The sequence below is a fragment of the Pseudoxanthomonas sp. Root630 genome, assembly GCF_001427585.1.
Taxonomy (GTDB): domain Bacteria; phylum Pseudomonadota; class Gammaproteobacteria; order Xanthomonadales; family Xanthomonadaceae; genus Pseudoxanthomonas_A.
On the sequence record NZ_LMGY01000017.1, the window covers coordinates 371601 to 394109 of the forward strand.

20 protein-coding genes are annotated in these 22509 nt (G+C 68.4%); 16 read left to right on the forward strand and 4 right to left on the reverse strand.

Features of this window, described 5'->3' with window-relative positions:
- Nucleotides 1-14 precede the first annotated feature (14 nt).
- Nucleotides 15-1022, reverse strand: coding sequence for a glucokinase (glk, locus tag ASD72_RS16420; protein WP_056881006.1), 1008 nt, complete (start codon nt 1020-1022; stop codon nt 15-17).
- A 433-nt stretch (nt 1023-1455) separates the two neighbouring features.
- On the opposite strand from glk, the gene ugpC reads away from it, so the two are divergent.
- Complete coding sequence (ugpC, locus tag ASD72_RS16425; protein WP_056881095.1) at nt 1456-2538, forward strand: sn-glycerol-3-phosphate ABC transporter ATP-binding protein UgpC; 1083 nt, start codon at nt 1456-1458, stop codon at nt 2536-2538.
- A 68-nt stretch (nt 2539-2606) separates the two neighbouring features.
- On the opposite strand, the gene ASD72_RS16430 is transcribed toward ugpC, so the two are convergent.
- Nucleotides 2607-3809: an amino acid aminotransferase gene (locus tag ASD72_RS16430; protein WP_056881007.1), complete on the reverse strand. Its 1203-nt coding sequence runs from the start codon at nt 3807-3809 to the stop codon at nt 2607-2609.
- 277 nt (nt 3810-4086) lie between these two features.
- Here ASD72_RS16430 and smc point away from each other — a divergent pair, with 277 nt between their 5' ends.
- The 15 genes from smc (at nt 4087) to ASD72_RS16505 (ending at nt 21512) form a co-directional block, all read left to right on the forward strand.
- Nucleotides 4087-7590 carry a chromosome segregation protein SMC gene (gene smc / locus ASD72_RS16435; RefSeq protein ID WP_056881008.1) on the forward strand — a complete coding sequence of 1168 codons (3504 nt, stop codon included), beginning with the start codon at nt 4087-4089 and terminating at the stop codon, nt 7588-7590.
- Nucleotides 7591-7624: 34 nt separating this feature from the next.
- Nucleotides 7625-8359, forward strand: coding sequence for a cell division protein ZipA (gene zipA, locus ASD72_RS16440; protein WP_056881009.1), 735 nt, complete (start codon nt 7625-7627; stop codon nt 8357-8359).
- A 28-nt stretch (nt 8360-8387) separates the two neighbouring features.
- Nucleotides 8388-8576: a hypothetical protein gene (locus tag ASD72_RS16445; RefSeq protein ID WP_056881010.1), complete on the forward strand. Its 189-nt coding sequence runs from the start codon at nt 8388-8390 to the stop codon at nt 8574-8576.
- A gap of 427 nt (nt 8577-9003) precedes the next feature.
- Nucleotides 9004-9321 (forward strand): hypothetical protein, encoded by a 318-nt coding sequence (locus ASD72_RS16450; protein WP_056881011.1) that lies wholly within the window; start codon nt 9004-9006, stop codon nt 9319-9321.
- 148 nt (nt 9322-9469) lie between these two features.
- On the forward strand, nt 9470-9814 hold the full coding sequence (locus ASD72_RS16455; protein ID WP_056881012.1) for a low molecular weight protein tyrosine phosphatase family protein: 345 nt from the start codon (nt 9470-9472) through the stop codon (nt 9812-9814).
- A complete protein-coding gene (locus ASD72_RS16460) occupies nt 9811-10170 on the forward strand; it encodes a GFA family protein (RefSeq protein WP_200948916.1) in 360 nt (119 codons plus the stop codon). The genes ASD72_RS16455 and ASD72_RS16460 overlap by 4 nt, the downstream gene beginning before the upstream one ends.
- A 23-nt stretch (nt 10171-10193) precedes the next feature.
- Nucleotides 10194-10721, forward strand: coding sequence for a hypothetical protein (locus tag ASD72_RS16465; protein ID WP_056881013.1), 528 nt, complete (start codon nt 10194-10196; stop codon nt 10719-10721).
- Nucleotides 10722-10937: 216 nt separating this feature from the next.
- Nucleotides 10938-13325 carry an NAD-dependent DNA ligase LigA gene (ligA, locus tag ASD72_RS16470; RefSeq protein WP_056881014.1) on the forward strand — a complete coding sequence of 796 codons (2388 nt, stop codon included), beginning with the start codon at nt 10938-10940 and terminating at the stop codon, nt 13323-13325.
- Entirely contained in the window at nt 13322-14341 is a 1020-nt protein-coding gene (gene epmA / locus ASD72_RS16475; protein ID WP_081420398.1) for an EF-P lysine aminoacylase EpmA, read from the forward strand. The genes ligA and epmA overlap by 4 nt, the downstream gene beginning before the upstream one ends.
- Before the next feature lie 109 nt (nt 14342-14450).
- Nucleotides 14451-15212: a DUF3011 domain-containing protein gene (locus ASD72_RS16480; RefSeq protein WP_056881015.1), complete on the forward strand. Its 762-nt coding sequence runs from the start codon at nt 14451-14453 to the stop codon at nt 15210-15212.
- A gap of 48 nt (nt 15213-15260) precedes the next feature.
- Complete coding sequence (mtnA, locus tag ASD72_RS16485) at nt 15261-16319, forward strand: S-methyl-5-thioribose-1-phosphate isomerase (protein WP_056881016.1); 1059 nt, start codon at nt 15261-15263, stop codon at nt 16317-16319.
- 175 nt (nt 16320-16494) lie between these two features.
- Nucleotides 16495-17640: a GGDEF domain-containing protein gene (locus ASD72_RS16490; RefSeq protein WP_056881017.1), complete on the forward strand. Its 1146-nt coding sequence runs from the start codon at nt 16495-16497 to the stop codon at nt 17638-17640.
- 120 nt (nt 17641-17760) lie between these two features.
- Complete coding sequence (locus ASD72_RS16495; RefSeq protein WP_056881018.1) at nt 17761-19563, forward strand: ATP-binding protein; 1803 nt, start codon at nt 17761-17763, stop codon at nt 19561-19563.
- A complete protein-coding gene (locus ASD72_RS16500) occupies nt 19560-20000 on the forward strand; it encodes a response regulator (RefSeq protein ID WP_056881019.1) in 441 nt (146 codons plus the stop codon). The genes ASD72_RS16495 and ASD72_RS16500 overlap by 4 nt, the downstream gene beginning before the upstream one ends.
- A gap of 3 nt (nt 20001-20003) precedes the next feature.
- Nucleotides 20004-21512, forward strand: a complete 1509-nt coding sequence (locus ASD72_RS16505; RefSeq protein ID WP_056881020.1) for an ATP-binding protein — start codon at nt 20004-20006, stop codon at nt 21510-21512.
- 30 nt (nt 21513-21542) lie between these two features.
- On the opposite strand, the gene ASD72_RS16510 is transcribed toward ASD72_RS16505, so the two are convergent.
- On the reverse strand, nt 21543-21866 hold the full coding sequence (locus tag ASD72_RS16510) for a hypothetical protein (RefSeq protein ID WP_056881021.1): 324 nt from the start codon (nt 21864-21866) through the stop codon (nt 21543-21545).
- A 142-nt stretch (nt 21867-22008) separates the two neighbouring features.
- Nucleotides 22009-22425, reverse strand: coding sequence for a hypothetical protein (locus ASD72_RS16515; protein ID WP_056881022.1), 417 nt, complete (start codon nt 22423-22425; stop codon nt 22009-22011).
- Nucleotides 22426-22509 lie beyond the last annotated feature (84 nt).

Consider the following 22509-nt stretch of genomic DNA (forward strand, 5'->3'; position numbering starts at 1 on the left):
AAATGCGCGAAACCTCAGGCGCGCGCGGGTTGTCCCGGGCCGAACAGTTCCACCGCGTACGCCGCCGCACCCAGCAGGCCGGGACGCGGATGCACGTTCGCGAGCGTCGGCACGCGGCCCATCGCCGGCGAGAACCGGCCCTTGTGTTCGAAGCGCTGGCGGAAGCCGGAGTGCTGCAGCGACGGCAGCAGCTTCGGCACCAGTCCGCCGGTGAGGAACACGCCATCCCATGCGCCGGTGGTGAGCACCAGGTCGCCTGCGATCGCGCCGAACACCGCACAGAACACATCCAGCGTGCGCACGCAGCGCGGATCGCCGGCGGCGGCGCGCGCGGTGACGTCCTTCGGTTCGAGCGGACCGCCCGGATCCTCGCCCGCGATTTCGCTGAGCGCGCGATACAGGTTCACCAGTCCGGGGCCGCAGATCAGGCGCTCGTTCGAGACGCGGCCGAACTGCGCGGACAGGATTTCGAGGATGCGGATTTCCTCCGGCGTACCGGGCGGGAAACTGACGTGGCCGCCTTCGGTTTCCAGCGGATACGCGCGGCCGTCGCGGATCACCAGCGCGGCGACGCCCAGTCCGGTGCCGGGGCCGATGACGGCGTATGTGCGCGGCACCGACAGCGGTGCCGGCGTCCAGCGCGCGCCGCCGATGGCGACCACGTCGCGCGCCGTTAGCAGCGACACGGCCATGGCCTGCGCGGCGAAATCGTTGACCAGCTTCAGGCCCTGGAAACCGAGCGCCTGGCGCGTGCGGTTCACCGAGATGACCCACGGATGGTTGGTGATGCGGGCTTCATCGCCATCGACGCGGCCGGCGACGGCGAACACGCCGTTCTGGGCCGTGGCGCCGGTCTCGTCGAGATAGTGCTGCGCGGCATCGGCGAGGGACGGGAAATCGGCCACCACGAACTCGCGCACGCTGTCGTCGAGCAAGGGCACGGCGGCATGAGGGTCCGCCAGCGCGAAGCGCGCATTGGTGCCGCCGATATCGGCGAGGAGGACGCGATCAGCGTTGCTCATGCGGGAAACATCCTGTTCGCTGCAGTGTGGCTTCCGAAACTGGTCCGCTGCATTCGCCTGGTCGATCCTGTATTGCCGTGGAGTGGCCACGTCGCGTGGGCGGCGCATGATAGCGCGCACCTGCGCCGCGGGGATGTCGTGGCGCGCGCGTATTCGACATGCGTATACGTATGCGCGATTCCGGCATACGCCGGTGCGGGGGCAAGCGTGCGGGGCGAGGAAGAACGCATGGGCGGCAGGATGTGCGGTGGGGACTTCAGGACATCGGCGCCGGGGCCGCTTGCGCTGTGAAAACGGTTACATGGCAGAATAGCGCAACTTCCCCGCCCACGGAACGGGAAGCGGATACGTCGCCCGCGAGGGCGGCGGCTGCGACCGGGAGGGGCCCGGCGGCGGCAACCCAGCAGACGGGCGATGCCCGACCGGAGCAATGATGGCCAGCGTCCAACTCGACCGCGTGCGCAAGGTGTACGACAACGGCCAGGTGGCCGTGCGCGGGGCCAGTTTCGAGATCGCCGACGGCGAGCTCATGGTGCTGGTGGGGCCGTCCGGCTGCGGCAAGTCGACGTTGCTGCGGATGATCGCCGGCCTCGAGGACATCACCGACGGCAACCTGCTGATCGGCGGCCGTCGCGTGAACGACGTGGCGCCGAAGGACCGCGACATCGCGATGGTGTTCCAGAGCTATGCGCTCTACCCGCACATGACCGTGGCCGAGAACCTCGCCTTCGGCCTGAAGCTGCGTGGCGTGGCGCGCGCCGAGATCGACCGGCGGGTCAACGCCGCGGCCGACACGCTCGGCATGACCCACATGCTGGGCAAGCTGCCGCGCGAGATGTCCGGCGGACAACGCCAGCGCGTGGCGCTGGGGCGTGCGCTGGTGCGCGAACCCTCGGTGTTCCTGCTCGACGAGCCGCTGTCCAACCTCGATGCCAAGCTGCGCCATTCCGTGCGCACCGAGATCGGGCGGCTGCATCGCCAACTGGGCGCGACGATGGTCTACGTGACGCACGACCAGGTCGAAGCCATGACGCTGGGCCAGCGCATCGTGGTGCTGAAGGACGGCGAGATCCAGCAGATCGATACGCCGATGGCGCTGTACGACCGGCCGGCGAACCTCTTCGTCGCCGGCTTCCTTGGCAGCCCGGCGATGAATGTCCTGCATGGCACGCTGCAGCAGGACGATGGGGTGCGCCTGGTCCTCGACAGCGGCGCGGCCGTGCCGCTGGGGCCGGCGCCGGTCCCCGGCGCCTGGCTGGGACGACGCGTGGCGATGGGGCTGCGGCCCGAGCACCTGCAGCCGGCCGGCATCGGCAAGCCGGCGTTCGAAGCCCAGGTGGAGCTGATCGAGCCGGTGGGCAACGAGGTCTTCGTCAACATGTCCTACGCCGACCAGGCCCTGGTCGCGCGCATGCCGCCGCAGCACCTGCCCGAACCCGGTCACGCATTGCGGCTTACCCTCGAGAACGCCGTGCCGCATTTCTTCGACCCGGACAGTGGCGTGCGGCTCGGCTGAGGCGGGCGAGGGGCAAGAAAAAAGGGAGGCCGAAGCCTCCCTTTTCCGTTGCAGCGGATAATGGCGGGTCAGCCGCGACCCACCGTGTAAACCGCCTGCGCCACGTAGTCCAGGTTCTGCTGGTTCAGCGCGGCCACGCAGATGCGACCGGTGCCGACGGCATAGATGCCGAACTCGTCGCGGAGGCGGTCCACCTGCGCCTTGCCCAGGCCGGAGTACGAGAACATGCCCGCCTGCTGCTGGATGAAACCGAACTCCGGTGCGCCCAGCGCGGCGAGCTTGTCGACCAGTCCTGCGCGCAGCGCATGGATGCGCTCGCGCATGCTGCCCAGTTCGATTTCCCACAGCGCACGCAGCTCGGGGCTGGCCAGCACGCCGGCCACCAGTGCGGCGCCGTGCGTGGACGGGCTGGAGTAGATCGTGCGGATGATGCGCTTGACCTGCGATTGCACTGCCTTGGCGGCGGTCGCATCGGGCGCGACCACCGACAGCGCACCCACGCGCTCGCCATAGAGCGAGAACGACTTCGAATACGAATTGGCGACGACGAAGCTGTCGACACCGGCATCGGCGATGATCCGCACCGCCGCGCCATCTTCGGCGATGCCCTTGTCGAAGCCCTGGTAGGCCATGTCGATGAAGGGGAACAGGCCGCGTTCCTTCAGCACGCCCGCCACCTGCTTCCACTGGTCGACCGTCAGGTCGGCACCGGTGGGGTTGTGGCAGCACGCGTGCAGCAGCACGACGGTACCGGGCTTGAGCTGGCCGAGGTCGGCGAGCAGGCCGGCGAAATCCAGGCCGTGCGTGGCGGCGTCGAAGTAGGTGTAGTCGACGATATCGAAGCCGGCCGCGCCGAACACCGCGCGATGGTTCTCCCAGCTCGGGTTGCTGATCGCCACCGTCGCATGCGGCAGCAGCTTCTTCAGCAGGTCCGCGCCGACGCGCAGCGCACCGCTGCCGCCGACGGTCTGGGTGGTCGCCACGCGGCCGGCGGCGACCAGGGCGGAGTCCTTGCCGAAGACCAGCTCGCGGGTGGCGGCGTCGTACGCGGCCAGGCCGTCGATCGGCAGGTAACCGCGCGGTTTGGCGGCGGCGGCCAGCGCCTGTTCCACCTGGCGCACGCAGTCGAGCAGGGGGATGCGCCCCTGTTCGTCGTAATAGATGCCGACGCCCAGGTTGACCTTCTGGGTACGGGGATCAGCGTTGAAAGCCTCGGTCAGCCCCAGGATGGGGTCGCCGGGCACCAGTTCGACGGATGCAAAAAGAGACACGGAATGTGGGCCGTTGCTGTGGGAGGGGGGAGGGGTGGAGCGGCCTGCGATGCTAACAGGCGCGGGCCTTTCCCGTACTTCCCGCCCGGGGTGGCGTACGGCGACCGGAGGCCCGGGCACAGCATGGCGGGGGCCGCTATACTCATTTGTTGGTGCGCCTTTGGCTGTACCGGATTGCCATATGAATCAATAGATTGGCAATCAAAGCTGATCCCTTTACATACTTGCGGCAGCGCGTCGGCTCGGTCCGGTCGCGGTGCCCGGAAGACACCGCCGCATGCGCCTTTCCACCATCAAGCTGTCCGGTTTCAAATCGTTCGTCGATCCCACCGTGCTCCACCTGCCGACCAACATGACCGGCGTGGTCGGGCCGAACGGCTGCGGCAAGTCGAACATCATCGACGCGGTGCGCTGGGTCATGGGCGAAAGCTCGGCCAGCCGCCTGCGCGGCGATTCGCTGACGGACGTGATCTTCTCCGGCAGTTCGGCGCGCAAGCCGGTCAGCCAGGCGACGGTCGAGCTGATCTTCGACAACAGCGACCACGCCATCAGCGGCGAGTTCGCTGCGTTCAACGAAATCTCGGTCAAGCGCCAGGTCAGTCGCGACGGCCAGAGCAACTATTACCTCAACGGCACCAAGTGCCGCCGCCGCGACATCACCGATCTGTTCCTCGGCACCGGCCTGGGCCCGCGCAGCTACTCGATCATCGAGCAGGGCATGATCAGCCAGATCATCGAGGCCCGCCCGGAAGACCTGCGCGTGTACCTGGAAGAAGCCGCCGGCATCTCCAAGTACAAGGAGCGCCGCAAGGAAACCGAGACCCGCATCCGCCATACCCGCGAGAACCTGGACCGCCTCAGCGACCTGCGCGAGGAAATCAGCAAGCAACTCGAACACCTCAAGCGCCAGGCCAAGCAGGCCGAGCAGTACAAGGCGCTGCAGGAAGAGCGCCGGGTGAAGGATGCCGAGTGGAAGGCGCTGGAGTACCGCGGCCTGGACGGCAAGCTGCAGGGCCTGCGCGAGAAGCTGGGGCAGGAAGAAACCAAGCTGCAGCAGTTGATCGCCGAGCAGCGCGAAGCCGAACGCCTGCTGGAGACCGATCGCGTGCGTCGCGAGGAAGCCGCCGACGGCCTCAACAAGGCACAGGGCGAGGTCTACCAGATCGGCAGCACGCTGGCCCGCGTCGAACAGCAGATCCAGCACCAGCGCGAGCTTGCCGAACGCCTGAAGAAGGCGCGCGACGAAGTCCACAACGCGCTGCAGGAACTCGGCCAGCACATCAGCGGCGACGAGACGCGCCTCAATGTCCTGCGGGATTCGGTGGCCGATGCCGAACCCCAGCTCGAGCAGTTGCGCGAAGACGACGTCATGCGCCAGGACGCCCTGCGCGAGGCCGAGACGGCGCTGGCCGACTGGCAGCAGCGCTGGGAGACCCACAGCCGCGAGACGGCCGAAGCCTCGCGCGCCGGCGACGTGGAACGCACCCGCGTCGATTACCTGGACCGCCAGGCCTTCGAGGCCGACCGCCGCCGCGAGGCACTGGCCAATGAGCGCGCCGGGTTGGATCTCGACGCGCTGGCCAGCGCGTTCGAACAGCTGCAGCTGCAGCACGACACCCAGAAGGAATCGCTGGAAACGCTGACCGAGCAGGTCGAGGCGCGCAAACAGGGCGCCGCCGACGTGCAGGAGCAGCAGCGCGGCACGCAGACCGAACTGTCCGACGTGCGCAAGCGCGCGCAGGAAGCCCGTGGCCGCCTGTCCTCGCTGGAAACGCTGCAGCACGCCGCGCTCGGCCAGGAGCAGGGCGCCGCCATGAGCTGGCTGCAGGCGCGCGGGCTGGACAGCGCGGCGCGCGTGGGCGAGAAGCTCACCGTCGAGCCGGGTTGGGAGAATGCCGTCGAAGGCGCGCTCGGCCAGTTGATCGAAGGCGTGCTGGTCGATGCCCCGGAGTCGTTGGTCGATGCGCTGGGTGAACTCGGCGAAGGCCGCATCGCGCTGGTGTCGGGCGAGGCGGGCGACGTCGCCTTCTCGCCGACTTCGCTGGCCGCGAAAGTGCAGGGCCCGGCCGCGATCCGTCGCTTGCTGGCCCGCCTGCATGTCGCCGACGACCTGGCCGAGGCGCGTCGCCTGCAGGCGCAGCTGCCCGACGGCGATTCCGTCATCACCCGCAACGGCGAACGCCTGGGCAACGGCTGGGTGCGCGTGCTGCGCTCCGGCGCGGCCAAGCAGGGCGCACTGCTGCGCGAGCGCGAGATCCAGTCGCTGCGCGGCGAGATCGAAACGCTGCAGGCCCGTGAAGCCGAACTCGAAGAGCGCCTGGCCCACCTGCGCGACCAGTTGCTGGCCGCCGAGCAGCAGCGCGAAGACGCACAGCGCACGCTGTACGTGGCCCACCGCGGCGTGTCCGAACTGGCCGGCCAGCTGCAGAGCCAGCAGGGCCGCGTGGACGCCACCCGCACCCGCATTGAACGCATCGACGGCGAGATCGCCCAACTCGTCGAAACCCTCGACGCCAGCCGCGAACAGGCCCGCGAAGCCCGCACGAAGCTGGAAGACGCCGTCGGCCGCATGGGCGACCTCGAGTCCGCCCGCCAGGCGCTGGAAAGCGAGCGCCGTGAACGAGTCGACGCCCGCGACCAGGCCCGCGAAGCCGCGCGCACCTCGCGCGACACCGCGCATGCGCTGGCGCTGACGCTGGAATCGCAGCGCGCCCAGATCGTCTCGCTGAGCCAGGCCCTGGACCGCATGGGCGGCCAGCGTGGCCAGCTGGACTCGCGCCTGGAAGAACTCACCCTGCAGTTGAACGAAGGCGATTCGCCGGTACAGGAGCTCGATGCGCAGCGCCAGGCCGCGCTGGAGCATCGCGTCACCGCCGACCGCCAGCTGGCCGAAGCGCGCGCGCTGCTGGATGGCATCGACAACGAACTGCGCCAGTACGAACAGACCCGCCAGCAGCGCGATGAGCAGGCCCTGGCCCAGCGCGAGCGCATCTCCCAGCGCAAGCTCGACCAGCAGGCGCTCGCGCTGAAGGCCGAGCAGCTGTCCGACGCCGTCGTGGCCGGCGGCTTCGTGCTGGAAGACGTCGTCAACACGCTGCCGGAAGTCGCCGACATCCGCGAGTGGGAGCAGGCCGTCACCCAGATCGACGGCCGCATGCGCCGCCTGGAGCCGGTCAACCTGGCCGCCATCCACGAATACGGCGAAGCCAGCCAGCGCTCGGAGTACCTGGAGGCGCAGAACGCCGACCTGACCTCGGCGCTGGACACGCTGGAAGAAGCCATCCGCAAGATCGACCGCGAGACCCGCGGCCGCTTCAAGGACACCTTCGACCGCGTCAACGCCGGCGTGCAGCAGCTGTATCCGCGCCTGTTCGGCGGCGGCCACGCTTATCTGGAGCTGACCGGCGAGGACCTGCTGGATACCGGCGTGTCGATCATGGCGCGCCCGCCGGGCAAGCGCGTCTCCAACATCTCGCTGCTGTCCGGCGGCGAGAAGGCGATGACCGCAGTGGCGCTGGTGTTCGCCATCTTCCAGCTCAACCCCGCGCCGTTCTGCCTGCTGGACGAGGTGGACGCACCGCTGGACGAGGCCAACGTCGGCCGCTTCACCAACATGGTGAAGGAGATGAGCGAGAAGGTGCAGTTCCTGTTCGTCTCCCACAACAAGGCCACGATGGAAGCCGCACACCAGCTCAGTGGCGTTACCATGAGGGAACCCGGTGTCAGTCGCCTGGTGTCGGTGGACCTCGAAGAGGCCGCCCGCCTGGCTGGCGCCGCCTGACCCTGATCGATCCCAACCTGCCGGAGAATCCCCTGTGTCCGACATGGCCATGCTTCGTATCGGAATCCTCGTCGCCGGCGTCCTGCTGCTGGCGGCGATCTTCCTGTTCGGACGTCCCAAGAAGCCCAGCCAGGGCCGCCGCATCGAAACCACCGAGCGCGACACCGCGCGCGTAGAGCCCAGCATCGCCGGCGACGACACCAGCGAGCAGGTGCAGGACTACAGCGGCGAACGCGTCAGCCAGCCGCAACTCGGCCTGGCCGGCGGCACGCCCGTCGTCGGCGTCGAGAGCGACCTGGGCAAGCGGCCCAACCAGGATTTCGACAAGATCGTCTCGCTGTACGTCGCGGCCAAGGCCGGCCACGTGTTGCGCGGCGAGGACATCGTCGTAGCGGCCGAGAAGACCGGCCTGACCTTCGGCCACATGAACGTGTTCCACCGGCTGGTGGAAGGGCACCCCGAACGCGGCCCGGTCTTCAGCATGGCCAACATCATGCAGCCGGGCAGCTTCGACATGGCCCACATCCGCGAACTGGAAACCCCGGCCATCGCGTTCTTCCTTACGCTGCCGGCGCCGATGACCGCACTGGAAGCCTGGGAGAAGCTGGTTCCCAACGTCGAACGCATGGCCGAACTGCTCGGCGGCGTGGTCCTCGACGACAGCCGCAACACCCTCGGCCGCCAGCGCATCCAGCACATCCGCGAAGAACTGCGCGCCTACGACCGCCAGCATGAAGCGCCGCCGCTGACGAAGGCGCCGCGTTGGTGAACCACGCGGCCGATTCCAGGCCGTTCGCATGACGTCGTCGCTGGATACGAATCGCGAGCTGTATCTGGCTATCGCGCGCCTCGTCAGTGAGCACGAGGCGAACGAACGCTCTCTTGAGGTCTTTCTTCTCGCCATGGAAAGGCGAGTGTCCTTCATGCCAGAAATAAGCTGGGAGCAGTTCAAGGATTTCCTCGTCTGCGGTCAGATCTACGAGTAGGGCGATCCAGCGCCGTAGGCTGGGTTGAAGCGAAGCGTAAACCCAGCATCCTCGGCCATCCGGACATCCTGCTGGGTTTGCGCTGCGCTTCAACCCAGCCTACGTAAGCAGCACGTAGGATGTGTGGAGCCGAAGGCGATACCCATCAGTGGCATGTATTGGGGTGAACGAAGCGAAGCCCAACGTCACGGGAGTGAGTTCGACTCCTGCATCGCCAGAGGTCGCGTGTTGGGGTTTGCTTCGCTCCCCCCAACCTATGGCGCCGAACAATCCGATCCGCCGTAGGCTGGGTTGAAGCGAAGCGTAAACCCAGCATCCTCGGCCATCCGGACATCCTGCTGGGTTGACCGGCTCCGCCGTTGAAAGCCATGCTTCGCTTCAACTCAGCCCACGAGACTGATCTTCGCCGCGTGATGGAGACCTAGTCTTGGAAACACTCCTCATCCTGCTGCAGACGATCTTCATCGCCGGGTTCACGCACCAGATCGTCTTCTGGTTGCTCTTCTTCTGCGTCGTCAAGGTGCGGATCGCCGACAAGGCGCTCGTGGTCGATGACGCGCCGTGGTTCTCGTTCCTGTGGACGAAGTGGCCGCACGAAGAGATGCGGGCGTACCGGCGAAGCCTCAGCGATGAAGAAAAGAAGCGTTGGATCAACCGGTACCTCTGCAACGCGAATTTCCTTGGGCTGCTGCTGATGGGGCTTTTCATGCTGGGCGTGTTGTCGATGGCAATCGTTCGGGATTGAGAAGCGCACAGGTTGGGTTGAAGCACAGCGGAAACCCAGCGCTCAAGGGTTCCGGATGGATCGCTGGGTTTGCGCTTCGCTCCAACCCAGCCTACGGTCTGTATGGGGGCCTTGGCCCACCCCCTCGCGATCCCGCACACTGCGTGCCATGCCCCGCAACGTCCTTTTCATCTGTACCCAGAACCGCCTGCGCAGCCCGACGGCGGAGCAGGTGTTCGCCGATTGGCCGGGTATCGAGACCGCGTCGGCCGGGCTGGGCCACGAAGCCGGCACGCCGGTGTCGCCCGAGGTGCTGGCCTGGGCGGACCTGGTCTTCGTGATGGAGAAGGCCCATCGCAACCGTCTGGCGAAGCGGTTCCGCGCGCATCTCAACGGCAAGCGGGTGATCTGCCTCGACATCCCCGACGACTACGACTTCATGGACCCCGTGCTCATTCAATTGTTGAAGCAGAAGGTGACGCGATTCCTGCCTGTCAACGCGGGGACATCATGAGCCGCCCCTTGCAGACCTGGACCGGCAGCTGCCACTGCGGCGCGGTCCGGTTCGAGATCGACACCGACTTTCCCGAGCTGACGCAATGCGACTGCTCGATCTGCCGCAAGAAGAACGCGCTGATGGTGAAGGTGCACGAGCGCGCCTTCCGCCTGCTGGCCGGCGCCGACGCACTCGCCGACTACCAGTTCCACACGCACACCGCGCACCACCATTTCTGCAGGCTATGCGGCATCTACCCATTTCACCGCAAGCGCGTCACCCCGGACTACTACGGCATCAACGTCTACTGCCTGGACGGGTTCGATCCGGCCGGCATCCCGGTACGGATGACGGTGGGCGCGGGCATGCCGTGAGACGGCTCCGCTAGACTGCGCGCATGTGCCGCTTCGTCACCGCCACGCTGCCCGCCACCGCGCCGATCGCTGCGCTGGATGCGATCGCGCGTGCGCATGGCCGGCAGCTCCGTCCCCTGGCCAGCCCGTCGGTCCAGCAGCACCTGGTGGCGGGTGAGTCCTATTTCCTGACGACGCTCGGCGAATGCGATTGTGGCGGACCGCTGGGTCGTGGACGTTCGTCGCAGACGACCGACTGGGACGAGAAAGCGCGCCGGCTGGCGCTCAAGGGCTGGAGTCCGACCAAGGTGGCGCGGGCGCTGGGCCAGAAGCGGGAGCACGCGGACGCGGATGCCGAGGCGGAGGCGCGGCGCGTCGACGAGGCGATGGCCACATGGGTGGCCTTCATCAAGGACGTGCTGCAGTCCGGCCATGTGCGTGAACTGGGCCTGCTGCTGCACCAGTACCGCGGCCCGCTGGATGAGGACGTCAGCGTGCGCGAACGCCGTCCGGTGAAAGTGACGCCCGCGCTGCCCGAGGTCCTGCGCGACCTGGATGAGGACGTGCTGTAGCTGTTCCACGACTGACAGACCGTCATCGCGGTATCCCTGACGCAGGATTTCTCACCTATCTGCCCGAAGATGGCGCTCCAAGCCCCATCGACGACCCTCCGAGCCTTGCGGACGGTCCGACGGCTGAAGGCACGCGATGCGTCGGAGGGCAGGGACGGCCCTCGACCCGCCGCGCCTGCACCTCCCGCCACGGCCCGCGGCTTTAGAATTCACAATATGACGCCGACCCCCGCTGCCCGCATCGCCGACCTCCGCCGCCAGCTGGAGGACGCCAACTACCGCTACCACGTGCTCGATGAGCCCAGCATCCCGGACGCCGAGTACGACCGCCTGCTGCGGGAGTTGGACGCACTGGAAGCCGCACACCCCGAGCTGGTCACCGCCGATTCGCCCACCCAGCGCGTGGGCAACGCGCCGGCCGGCAAGTTCGCCGAGGTGCGCCATGCCATCCCGATGCTGTCGCTGGGCAACGCCTTCAGCGACGAGGAAGTGCAGGACTTCGTCCGCCGCATCGCCGACAGGCTCAAGCGCCCGGCGCTGCGTTTCTCGGCCGAACCCAAGCTCGACGGCCTGGCCATCAGCCTGCGCTACGAGAACGGCGTGTTCGTGCAGGGCGCGACGCGCGGCGACGGCGCCACCGGCGAGGACGTCACCCTCAACCTGCGCACCATCAAGGCCATTCCGCTGCGCTTGCGCAGCGGAAAAAATGAGGATGACTCGCTGACCCTGCGCGGCACCGGCTGGCCCGCCGTGCTGGAAGTGCGCGGCGAGGTCTACATGCCGCGCGCGGACTTCGAGAAGTACAACGAACACGCGCGCAAGCACGGCGGCAAGGTGCTGGCCAATCCGCGCAACGGCGCGGCCGGTTCGCTGCGCCAGCTCGACCCGCGCATCACCGCGCAGCGGCCGCTGGCGTTCTTCGCCTACGGCACCGGCCTGGTCGAGGGCGGCGAACTGCCGGACTCTCACTCCGCCACGCTGAAGCAACTGCGCGGCTGGGGGTTCCCGGTCAGCAGCCTGAGTGACGTGGTGGAAGGGGTGGACGGCCTGCTCGGTTACTACCAGCGCATCGGCGAGGCGCGCGACGGCCTGCCGTTCGACATCGACGGCGTGGTCTACAAGCTGGACGACGGGGAAGGCCAGCGCGAGATGGGCTTCGTCTCGCGCGCGCCGCGCTGGGCGATCGCGCACAAGTTCCCGGCACAGGAACAGATGACGGTGCTGGAATCGATCGAGGTCAACGTCGGCCGCACCGGCGCGGTGACGCCGTGGGCGCTGATGCAGCCGGTGCATGTCGGTGGCGTGACCGTCACCCGCGCCACCCTGCACAACGGCGACCAGGTCGCGCGCCTGGACGTGCGCAACGGCGACACGGTGATCGTGCGCCGCGCCGGCGACGTGATCCCGGAAGTGGTCGGCGTGGTGCCGGAACGTCGCCCGGCCGGCACCGTGTCGTGGCAGATGCCGACGCGCTGCCCCGTGTGCGGCTCGGAGATCGTCCGCGAGGAAGGCGAGGCGGTATGGCGCTGCAGCGGCGAGCTGACCTGCCCGGCGCAGCGCAAGGAATCGATCATCCATTTCGCCTCGCGCCGTGCTATGGACATCGAGGGCCTGGGCGAGCGCTTCGTCGAGGACCTCAGCGACCTCGACTTCGTGCAGAACGTGGCCGACCTCTACAAGCTGACCGTCGACGATCTGCTCGAGATGAAACGCCGCGTGGACGAGCGCGACGGCACCACCCCCGAGACCGTGAAGGCCGGCAAGGTCGCGACGAAGTGGGCCGAGAACCTGATCGAAGCCATCGACCGCAGCCGCCAGACCACGCTGGAGCGCTTCCTGTTCGGGCTGGGCATCCAGCATGTGGGCGAGAGCACGGCGAAGGCGCTGGCGCTGTGGTTCGGCGACCTGCAGCTGATCCGCCGGCTGCCGTGGCCGCTGTTCAAACGCGTGCCGGACATCGGCGGCGAAGTGGCGCGCTCGCTGGGCCACTTCCTCGACCAGCCCGGCAACCAGCAGGCCATCGACGCGCTGCTGGCGCGCGGCGTCGTCATCGGCGACACGCATCCGCCGTCCGGCAAGCTGCGCGCGACGCTGGACCTGGCGACGCTGCTGGTGGACCTGGAGATTCCCAAGGTCACCCGCGTGCGCGCCGAGCAACTGGCGTCCGCGTTCCCGTCGGTGCAGGCGCTGCTGGATGCGCCGGTGCACAACTTCGTCACCGCCGGCCTGCCCAGCGATTCCGCCAATGCCTTCGCCGCCTGGCTGGAGGACGAGGCCAACGCGCAGCTGCTGTCGCGCAGCGGCGCGGCGCTGGAAAACCTGTTGCAGGTGACGCCAGAGGAGGCCGCCACCACCACGGGTCCACTTGATGGCAAGACCGTCGTACTCACCGGAGGTCTTGCCGCGATGAGCCGCGACGAAGCCGGCGAGAAACTCGAAGCGCTGGGCGCCAAGGTCGCCGGCAGCGTGTCGAAGAAGACGCACCTGGTGGTGGCGGGCGAAGCCGCCGGTTCCAAGCTGGCCAAGGCGCAGGAACTGGGCATCGAGATCTGGGACGAGGCGCAGTTGCTGGCGTTCCTGGCGCAGCACGGGAGCGGCGCGTGAGCCGCTGGCGACCGGGACCCGGCTGGACCGACGGGGTCGCCGGCCTCGATTGGGCACCGTCCGGCTCGCGCGACGCGTTGCGCCTGCGCGCCTGGGTCAACCGGCTGGTGCGCGAATTCTTCTTCGCGCGCGACGTGCTGGAGGTCGAGACGCCGATGATGTCGCGCGCCGGTAACACCGACGCGAACATCGCCTCGTTCGCACTGGAATTCTCCGGTCGCACGGACGGCGCGTCGCGCACGCGCTGGTTGCGCACGTCGCCGGAGTTCCCGCTGAAGCGCCTGCTCGCCGCAGGCGTGGGCGATTGCTTCGAACTGGGGCGGGTGTTCCGCGATGGCGAGGCGGGCGGGCGGCACAACCCGGAGTTCACGATGCTGGAGTGGTATCGCGTGGGCTGGACGCTGGAACCGCTGATCGACGAGACGGTGGCGCTGGTGCAGGCGGCGTTGTCGATGATCGGCCGCGAGGCGACCGTGTCGCGCGTGAGCTTCCGCGACCTGTACCGGCAGCGGTTGGGCTTCGATCCGATGACCGCCGATCTGGACACGGTGCGCAATGCGGCGTCCGGCATCGCCATCGACGGCGATGGCCTGAGCCGGGACGACTGGCTGGACCTGCTGATGACGCACCGGCTGCAGCCGACGTTCGGCCGCGACGAGATCCATGTGGTGCACGACTACCCGGCCAGCCAGTGCGCGCTGGCCAAGGTGGTGGAGCGCGACGGCGTGCCGGTGGCGGAACGCTTCGAGCTCTACCTCGGCCCGCTGGAACTGGCCAACGGCTACCACGAGCTCACCGATGCGGCGGAGCAGCGTGCACGCTTCGCGCGCGACGTGGCGACCCGCACCGCGCGGGGCGAAGCCGCGCCCGCTACCGACGAAGGCCTGCTTGCCGCGCTGGCGCACGGCATGCCGGCGTGCGCGGGCGTCGCCCTCGGCGTGGACCGGCTGTTGATGGCGATGCTCGATACGCCGCGCATCGCGGACGTGGTCGCCTTCGATTTCGCGCGCGCCTGAAAGCCAGCCAAACACGCCACGCGCACGCTTCCGGCTGCAAACGATTACGTGGGCGCGCGTTCATGATCGCTGCGTAGATTGCGTTCCAACACCCACGAGGACGCACGCCATGGAACGCTCCCTGATCGCAACGCTGGTGCTGGGCACGGTTGCGTTGTTCGGTACGGCGGCCGTCAAGGCCGCACCGCAGTACGACGATCGCTATTACGGCAACGGGCAGGTCGTGCGCTGCGAATCCACCGACAACCGCTACCGCGAATGCCGCATGGAGACGCGCGGTGGCGTGCAGGTCGTGCGGCAGATCTCCAAGACGCGCTGCGAGGAAGGCCGCAACTGGGGCCGCACGCGGGATGGCGTGTGGGTCGACCGCGGCTGCCGCGCCGAGTTCGCCAGCGGCCGCGGTGGCGGGGGCAACGCCCAGCGCATCCGTTGCGAATCGAACGACGGGCGTTCGCGTACCTGTGCCATCAATGGCCGCGGCGACGTGCGCCTGGTCCGCCAGTTGTCCAAGGCGCGCTGCACCGAGGGCTACAGCTGGGGCCAGGATCGCAACGCGATCTGGGTGTCGCGCGGCTGTCGAGCGGAGTTCGAGGTGTACGGTCGCGGCAACGGCTGGAGTGGCGGCGGCTGGAACAACGGGGGCTGGAACAACGGCGGCTACGACAATGGGCATGGCAACGGCTATGGCCAGACCTTCCGGTGCGAGTCCGAGAAGGGCCGCACGCGGACCTGTGGCATCGAAGGCCGCGGGCGCGTGCAGTTGGTCCGCCAGCTGTCCAATGCCGCCTGCATCGAGGGCCGTACCTGGGGCCAGGATGGCCGCGGGGTGTGGGTGACCGACGGCTGCCGGGCCGACTTCCGGACCTGGTGATGCCCCGGGCGTGAGTGGGGGCGCGGGAGGGGCCGGTACAATGGCCCCATGACCGACCCCATCGACTACGCCCGCTACGACCGCATCCGTCCCATCCGCTGGACCGGCGGCGCCCTGGAACTGCTGGACCAGCGCAAGCTCCCGTTCGTTGTGGAGTACCTGAGCTGCACCACCAGCGATGACGTCGCCGCCGCCATCCATGACCTGGCCGTGCGCGGCGCACCGGCGATCGGCATCGCCGCCGCCTGGGGCGTGGTGCTGGCCTCGCGCGAGGTGCTGGCCGCCACGCCGGCCGACGCGGCGGAGAAGCTGGAACCCGCCCTGCAACGCCTCAACGCCGCACGTCCCACCGCGGTGAACCTGGCCTGGGCGCTGGCCCGCATGCGCGCGGCGCTGAAGACCGCCGGCAGCGACTGGCGCGGCGTGCTGGAGCTGGAAGCCCTGGCCATCGCCGAGGAAGACCTCGCGGCCAACCGCCACATGGGCGAGCTGGGCGCGGCGCTGATCGCGACCGGCAGCGGCGTGCTGACCCACTGCAACACGGGTTCGCTGGCCACGGCCGGTTTCGGCACCGCGTTGGGCGTGATCCGCGCCGGCGTGGCGCAGGGCCGCATCGGCAAGGTCTACGCCGGCGAAACCCGGCCGTGGCAGCAGGGCGCGCGCCTGACCGCGTGGGAACTGCAGCAGGACGGTATTCCGGCCACCCTGATCGCCGACTCGGCCGCGTCGCACCTGATGAAGACCGGGGCGGTGCAGTGGGTGGTGGTGGGCGCGGACCGCATCTGCGCCAACGGCGACACCGCCAACAAGATCGGCACCTATCAACTGGCGATCGCCGCGCGCCACCACGGCGCGAAGTTCATGGTGGTGGCGCCGTCGTCCACGGTGGACATGGCCACGCCGAACGGCGATGCGATCCACATCGAAGAACGCGACCCGGCCGAACTGCTGGGCATCGGCGGCACCCGCATCGTGGCCGAGGGCGTGGCGGCGTGGAATCCCGTGTTCGACGTCACCCCGGCCGAGCTGATCGATGCCATCGTCACCGAGAAGGGCGTGATCGAGCAGCCCGACGAAGCGCGCATGCGCGCGGCCTTCGGCGGATAGGTCGCGCCATGGGGGAAGGGCACGGGGAGCCTGAAAACGACGTAGCGCGTCAGTCCGACGCGGCGCGGAGCCGCGTCCGATGAGGCGCCGGCGCCGTCGAAACCCTGCTGCGGCGGGCGCGAGCCCGCTGGCACGGGAGTTGCACCGCCTGGGTGACGTTGGCCAGGAGTCGCGCATGCGCGCACGCTCTTATCCCGATTCGCCCGTGGTGGCGCCCGGCATGCTGCGCAGCTTGCGGGGCCTGCTTGCGCGCGATTCCACGCGGGGTCTCGATGCGTCCGAGCGCGAAGACCTGACTCAGGCGCAGCTGCGCGCCACCCGGCCCATCGTCAGCGGCGTGCTGCTGTGCGGTGCGGTGCTGCTGGCGATCATCGCCGCGTTCGAACTGGCGGGCGCCACGCCCACGATCGGTTACCCGGCCTGGTTGCAGTTGCTGGTGGCGGGCGTGGTGGCGGGGTGCGCTGCGGGCGTGGCGCGCCTGACCCAGTGGCAGCAGCGCCTGATGCTGACCCTGGTGGCGACGCTGCTGACGGGCATCTTCATGAGCATGCCGCTGCCGGGCGCGACCGGGCAGCTGGCGCTGCGCACGGGTTTGTTCCAACTGCTGCCGCTGGCGCTGATGGCGCTGATGGTGCGGCCGGTGTCGCTGCTGGCGTTCGCGCTGTTGATCGTGGTGATGGCGCAGTTGCGCATCGTGTTGCACGGCGCGCCCGGCACGGGCAGTGCGCTGTACTGGCTGTACACGCTGACGACCATCGGATTCGGCCTGGTCCTGGCCGGCTACCGCACCGACTTCGCCGTGTCGGCGTGGCAGATGCGCCGCCGGCTGGTGGAGCAGGCGCATACCGATGCGCTCACCGGCCTGCTCAACCGCAACGGCTGGAGCGAACGCGCCGACGCCCTGCATGCGCGTGCGGCGGCCGCCGGCATGCCGGTCGCGCTGGTCGTGCTGGACATCGACTACTTCAAGCGCGTCAACGATCGCCTGGGGCACGACGGCGGCGACGCGGTGCTGCAGCGGCTCGGCGCGATCATGCGTGCGCGTACCGGTGGCGACGAGGGCTGCGCTGCGCGTATCGGCGGCGAGGAATTCGCGGTGCTGCTGGAAGGCGACGACGCGCTGTCCGCCACTGCGTTCGCCGAGCGGGTGCGTGGCGAATTCGGCAAGGAACACGACGGCGTCGTCGCGACGCTCTCCGCGGGCATCGCCGAGCACGTGGCGGGCGAATCGCTGCGTGAACAGATGCGGCGCGCGGACCAGGCGCTCTACGAAGCGAAGCGGGAAGGCCGCGATCGCGTGTGCGTGGCACCACGTTCCTGAACGCCATAGCTGAACGACCCGCCTTCATTCCCAACATCACGATCCTGCGCTAGCATCCCCTGACTTTTCCGCGCGGGGACTGTCGGAGTGGCCCGCGCGTTCATTCGATGCCAGGGGACCATGAACGACGACCGCGCCCGCATGATGTGGGGTAAGTGGCGCCTGCCTTTGTTGGGGCTGGTGGTCCTGATGATCGTGGTCGGTCCGGTGATCCTGCTGCAGCGCCTGTCGCGCGCCAACCTGGATGCCGCCGATGCCGTGGCGCATACCCACGAAGTCGAAGCGGCGGTGATGGCGCTGGCGCTGGACGTCCGCGAGATCGAGTCGTCCGGCATGATGATCGCGCTGGGTGCCGACCACCCGCTGGCGCGCGACCGCATGGCGAGCGGCATGCGCGAACTGCCCGCGCGTTTCGAGACCCTGGCGCGGCTGACGGCCGACAACCCCGAGCAATTGGTGCGCGTCGGGCGCCTGCGCGAGCTGGTCGATGCGCGCGTGGAGGTGATCGGCCAACTGCTGGAGGCGCCGGACGCCTACCGCGGCAGTGTCGTGGCCCCGTTGGCGACGCGTTTCCCGATCCGTGCGCTGCTGACGGAAATCCTGAACGACGAACGGCAGTTGCTGGAGCAGCGCAATATCGACGCGCAACGGCAGCGCCAGCGGGCGGAGTGGCTGGCGCTCGTGGCCATGGGCGCACAGCTGCTGCTGTTGTCGCTGGTGTTGCTGTCGCTGGGCCGGCAGGTGACGCGACGGTTGAATGCGGAAAAGGAAACGGCCCGCGCCAGCCAGCGCGCGCTGGTGATGCTGGATACCGTGCGCGAGCCGATCGTGCTGCTCGATGCCGACCAGCACATCCAGATGCACAACATGGCCTTCGCCGAGCTGTACGGGATCGGCAAGGGCGACAAGGTCGGCAGCCTGGACGAATTGGGCGACGCCTGGCAGGACCGGGTGATGCGCCAGCGCCTGGACGACGTGCTGGCGCGCGGCCGCGAGCTGTGGGACTACGAACTGCAGCAGGACACCGCCGATGGCCTGCGCCGCACGGTGCTGCTCAATGCGCGCCGCATGCCGCTGCCGGACAACGACGACCATGCGGTGCTGGTGACCGTCAGCGATGTGTCGCTGCAGAAGACCGCCCAGCAGGAGATCGCCGCGCTGAACCGCCAGCTCGAAGGCAAGGTGGAGCAGGTGTCGGAAGTGAACCGGGAGCTGGAGGCGTTCAGCTATTCGGTGTCGCACGATCTGCGTGCACCGCTGCGCCATGTGGCCGGTTTCTCGGACAAGCTGGGCCGGCACCTGGGCGAGGACATCGACGACAAGAGCCGCCACTACCTGGACGTGATCGGCGATTCCGCGCGTCGCATGTCGCAGCTGATCGACGACCTGCTGGTGTATTCCCGCCTGGGACGCAGCGCGCTGCGCCTGCAGGCGGTGGACATGCAGTCGCTGGTGGCCGAGGCGCGCGCCATGCTGGATGCCAACGAGGCCGGCGACGGCCGCGCCGAGCGGGTGGACTGGCGGATCTCGCCGATGCCCATCGTGCTGGCCGATGAAAACATGATGCGCCAGGTATGGGGCAACCTGCTGGGCAACGCGGTGAAGTACAGCAGCCAGCGCGAGCGCTCGCTGATTGAAGTCGAACACCGCCTGCAGGACGACGGCAGCCACCTCTTCAGCGTGCGCGACAACGGCGCGGGCTTCGACATGGCGTATGCCGGCAAGCTGTTCGGCGTGTTCCAGCGGCTGCACAAGGCCAGCGATTTCGCCGGTACCGGCATCGGCCTGGCCAGCGTGCGCCGCGTGCTGGGGCGCCATGGCGGCCGCGTCTGGGCCGAATCGGCGCCGGACCAGGGCGCGACCTTCTTCTTCACCCTTCCCGCGGCGCTCGATGCGCCATCTTCCAGAGAGAAAGACGCATGAGCGCCATCCGCACCATCCTGTTGGCCGAGGACAGCCTGGCCGACGCCGAAATGGCGATCGACGCACTGCGCGAGGCCAACCTGGCCAATCCCATCGTGCACGTCGAGGACGGCGTGGAAGCGCTGGACTACCTGCTGCGCCGCGGCGCGCACGCCCATCGCGAGGAAGGCCTGCCGTCGGTGCTGCTGCTGGACATCAAGATGCCGCGCATGGACGGCCTTGAAGTGCTGAAGAACATCCGCAACCACGACCAGCTCAGGCACCTGCCGGTGGTGATCCTGTCGTCCTCGCGCGAAGAGAGCGACCTGGCGCGCAGCTGGGACCTCGGCGTGAACGCCTACGTGGTGAAGCCGGTGGACATCGACCAGTTCTTCCAGGCGGTCAAGACGCTCGGGACGTTCTGGGCCGTCATCAACGAAACGCCGGCGCAGGGCTGATCCGTGCCGCGCACCGGGACACCGCTGGGGCGGGTGAGGATCCTTCTGGTGGAGGATTCCGAACTTGATGCCGAGTTGTTGGTCGAGCAGTTGCAGGACGCAGGGCTGGACGCTGAATTCGTGCGCGTCGACGATGCGGCGAGCATGAGCAAGGCGTTGGCCAGTGAGACGTTCGACCTCGTGATCTCGGACATGGAGCTGCCGGGGTTCTCCGGTTACCAGGCGCTGGAGATCCTGCAGTCGCGCGATACGCGCCTGCCGTTCGTGTTCTTCTCCGGCACCATCGGCGAAGAAGCGGCGGTCAAGGCGTTGCAGGAAGGCGCCAGCGACTACGTGCTCAAGCACACGCCCGTGCGCCTGCCGTCGGCGGTGGCGCGCGCCATCCGCGAATCGCGCCTGGAGCGCGAACGGGAACACGCCGAACGCGAACTGATGCGCTCGCAACGGTTGGATTGCCTGGCGATGCTGGCGGCCGGGCTCAGCCACGACCTGCGCAACATCCTGCAGCCGCTGTTGATCGTGCCCGACCTGCTGGCCACCTACAGCAACGACCCGAAGATCCTGCGCCTGGGCGCGGTGATCTCGGAGAGCGGCAAGCGCGGCCACGAGATGGCCGACTCGATGCTGTCCTTCGTGCGCGGCTCGCGCAAGGCGAGCGAGCGCATCGAGGTGGCGGCCCTGTTCCAGGCCGTCCAACTGCTGATGCAGGGGTCGTTGTCCAAGCGCGTGCGCCTGGCGATCGAGATGCCCGAGGAGGGGTTGTTGATCGAAGGCAACTACACCGAGTTCCAGCAGTGCCTGATCAACCTGTGCCTCAACGGCATCCAGGCGATGGCCGAACAGGGCGGCGCGCTGACGCTGTCGGCCCGGCGCGCGACCGATGATGACGGCCGCGACCACGTGGTGGTCCGCGTCGCCGACGAAGGCAGTGGCATGGACGAGGCCACGCGCAGCCAATTGTTCACGCCGTTCTTCACCACCAAGACCAGCGGTACCGGCCTGGGCCTGATGTCGTGCAAGCGCATCGTCGAGTCGGTGCAGGGCCGCATCCGGGTGGAGAGCAGCCTGGGCCAGGGCACGAGCTTCGAGCTCTGGCTGCCTGCGCCGGTATCGCAAGAATGGAGTGCGCCGGAAGGGGCGGTGTTCCACGATGGCGAAGGCCGGCGGATCCTGCTGGTCGACGGCGATGCCACGCGGCTGTCGCTGCTGGGCAACGCGCTGGCGGCGCAGGGCTACGACCCGATGATGGCACCCGACGGCGCCATCGCGTTGCAGCAGATCGCCCGCATCGGCCTGCCGGCCCTGGCCATCCTCGACGACGACATCCTGCTGCTGTCGGCGGCGGATGTGCTGGCGGTGTTGCAGGAGGCCGGCTTCGACGGGCCGGTGATCCGCCTGCGCGAGCCCGGCATGCAGGACGATCGCCACGACTGCGCGGCGGTCGTCGGCAAGCCCGTGCAGATCCAGTCGCTGTTCACCGCGATCGAACACGCCCTCGGCCTGCGCGCCTGACCGGCGACAGGCCTGCCCACCCGTGCGGCTTTAGACGTGGCCGACGGTGGCGGGCTTCAGCCGCTGCCAGACCGCGCGCATGATCGGCTGCGCGCGGTACCAGCCGATCGGCGTATCGGGGCAGTAGCGCTGCAGGCGATCGCGCAGGGCGGGCGCGATCTCGTCGAACTCGCGCTGGTGGTGCAGCAGGTAGGCGTCGTAGCCCACCTTCAGGCACTGCTCCAGATCACCGACCGTGGCGCCGATCACCTGGAAGGTGTCTTCGTTCAAGCGCGTCTTCCAGTACGCGAGCTCGGCATCGATGTCGACGATCTGCGCGGTGGCGTGGGCGTTGCGGTGATGCAGACTGGCCATGGTGATCCCCGTGTCGTGTGGTGGTCTGACACGGCGAGTGTTGGTTCGTCGGAGTGATGCTTAAGTGAAATCAACGGCGTTTTAACCCGTGTTTAACCGTGCAGGCGCGTTCTGGTTCACCTTTGCATCGGCGGCGTGAAGTTCAGCGCTGGCGCATGGCGGCCGCAAGGATCGCGCGCTCGTCCATCAACGCCGCGGGCGAAGGCGGGAACAGCGGTGGATCGTCTTCCAGCGGCGCGTTGAGGCGCTCCCACACGCGCTCGATGACGGCCTGCGCGAGCGGCCAGTCGAGGCGCACGCCTCGCACGGTGCCCGTGTGGTACCGGGCCGGCAGCGAGGGCAACAGTTCGTGCAGCGACTGCCGGTGCGAGAGCAGGTAGACGTCGTAGGCGAACTTCAGCGTGGGCACGTAATGGCGGAACGGCGTGCCGTGTCGATGGAACGGCTGGCTGGCGTAGGTGTCGGCCCAGAAGACCATTTCGGCGTGGATGTCGATGACGGCGCAGGGGGCGTGCGCGTCCGCCCAGGCCGGGGCGATCGGTTGATGGAGGCATGACATACGGTCCCACTCCCTGGCGAAAGCCTGGCGGAGCATGGACCCGCTGGATGAAACACGGCTTACCGAGGCATGACAGCCGCGTTC

What these genes read in the sequence shown, in the direction of transcription:
- glk (WP_056881006.1), bottom strand. Translation starts at nt 1,022, where the DNA reads ATGAGCAACGCTGATCGCGTCCTCCTCGCCGATATCGGCGGCACCAAT.
- ugpC (WP_056881095.1), top strand. Translation starts at nt 1,456, where the DNA reads ATGGCCAGCGTCCAACTCGACCGCGTGCGCAAGGTGTACGACAACGGC.
- smc (WP_056881008.1), top strand. Translation starts at nt 4,087, where the DNA reads ATGCGCCTTTCCACCATCAAGCTGTCCGGTTTCAAATCGTTCGTCGAT.
- ASD72_RS16445 (WP_056881010.1), top strand. Translation starts at nt 8,388, where the DNA reads ATGACGTCGTCGCTGGATACGAATCGCGAGCTGTATCTGGCTATCGCG.
- ASD72_RS16455 (WP_056881012.1), top strand. Translation starts at nt 9,470, where the DNA reads ATGCCCCGCAACGTCCTTTTCATCTGTACCCAGAACCGCCTGCGCAGC.
- ASD72_RS16460 (WP_200948916.1), top strand. Translation starts at nt 9,811, where the DNA reads ATGAGCCGCCCCTTGCAGACCTGGACCGGCAGCTGCCACTGCGGCGCG.
- ASD72_RS16465 (WP_056881013.1), top strand. Translation starts at nt 10,194, where the DNA reads ATGTGCCGCTTCGTCACCGCCACGCTGCCCGCCACCGCGCCGATCGCT.
- ligA (WP_056881014.1), top strand. Translation starts at nt 10,938, where the DNA reads ATGACGCCGACCCCCGCTGCCCGCATCGCCGACCTCCGCCGCCAGCTG.
- ASD72_RS16480 (WP_056881015.1), top strand. Translation starts at nt 14,451, where the DNA reads ATGGAACGCTCCCTGATCGCAACGCTGGTGCTGGGCACGGTTGCGTTG.
- mtnA (WP_056881016.1), top strand. Translation starts at nt 15,261, where the DNA reads ATGACCGACCCCATCGACTACGCCCGCTACGACCGCATCCGTCCCATC.
- ASD72_RS16490 (WP_056881017.1), top strand. Translation starts at nt 16,495, where the DNA reads ATGCGCGCACGCTCTTATCCCGATTCGCCCGTGGTGGCGCCCGGCATG.
- ASD72_RS16495 (WP_056881018.1), top strand. Translation starts at nt 17,761, where the DNA reads ATGAACGACGACCGCGCCCGCATGATGTGGGGTAAGTGGCGCCTGCCT.
- ASD72_RS16500 (WP_056881019.1), top strand. Translation starts at nt 19,560, where the DNA reads ATGAGCGCCATCCGCACCATCCTGTTGGCCGAGGACAGCCTGGCCGAC.
- ASD72_RS16510 (WP_056881021.1), bottom strand. Translation starts at nt 21,866, where the DNA reads ATGGCCAGTCTGCATCACCGCAACGCCCACGCCACCGCGCAGATCGTC.
- ASD72_RS16515 (WP_056881022.1), bottom strand. Translation starts at nt 22,425, where the DNA reads ATGTCATGCCTCCATCAACCGATCGCCCCGGCCTGGGCGGACGCGCAC.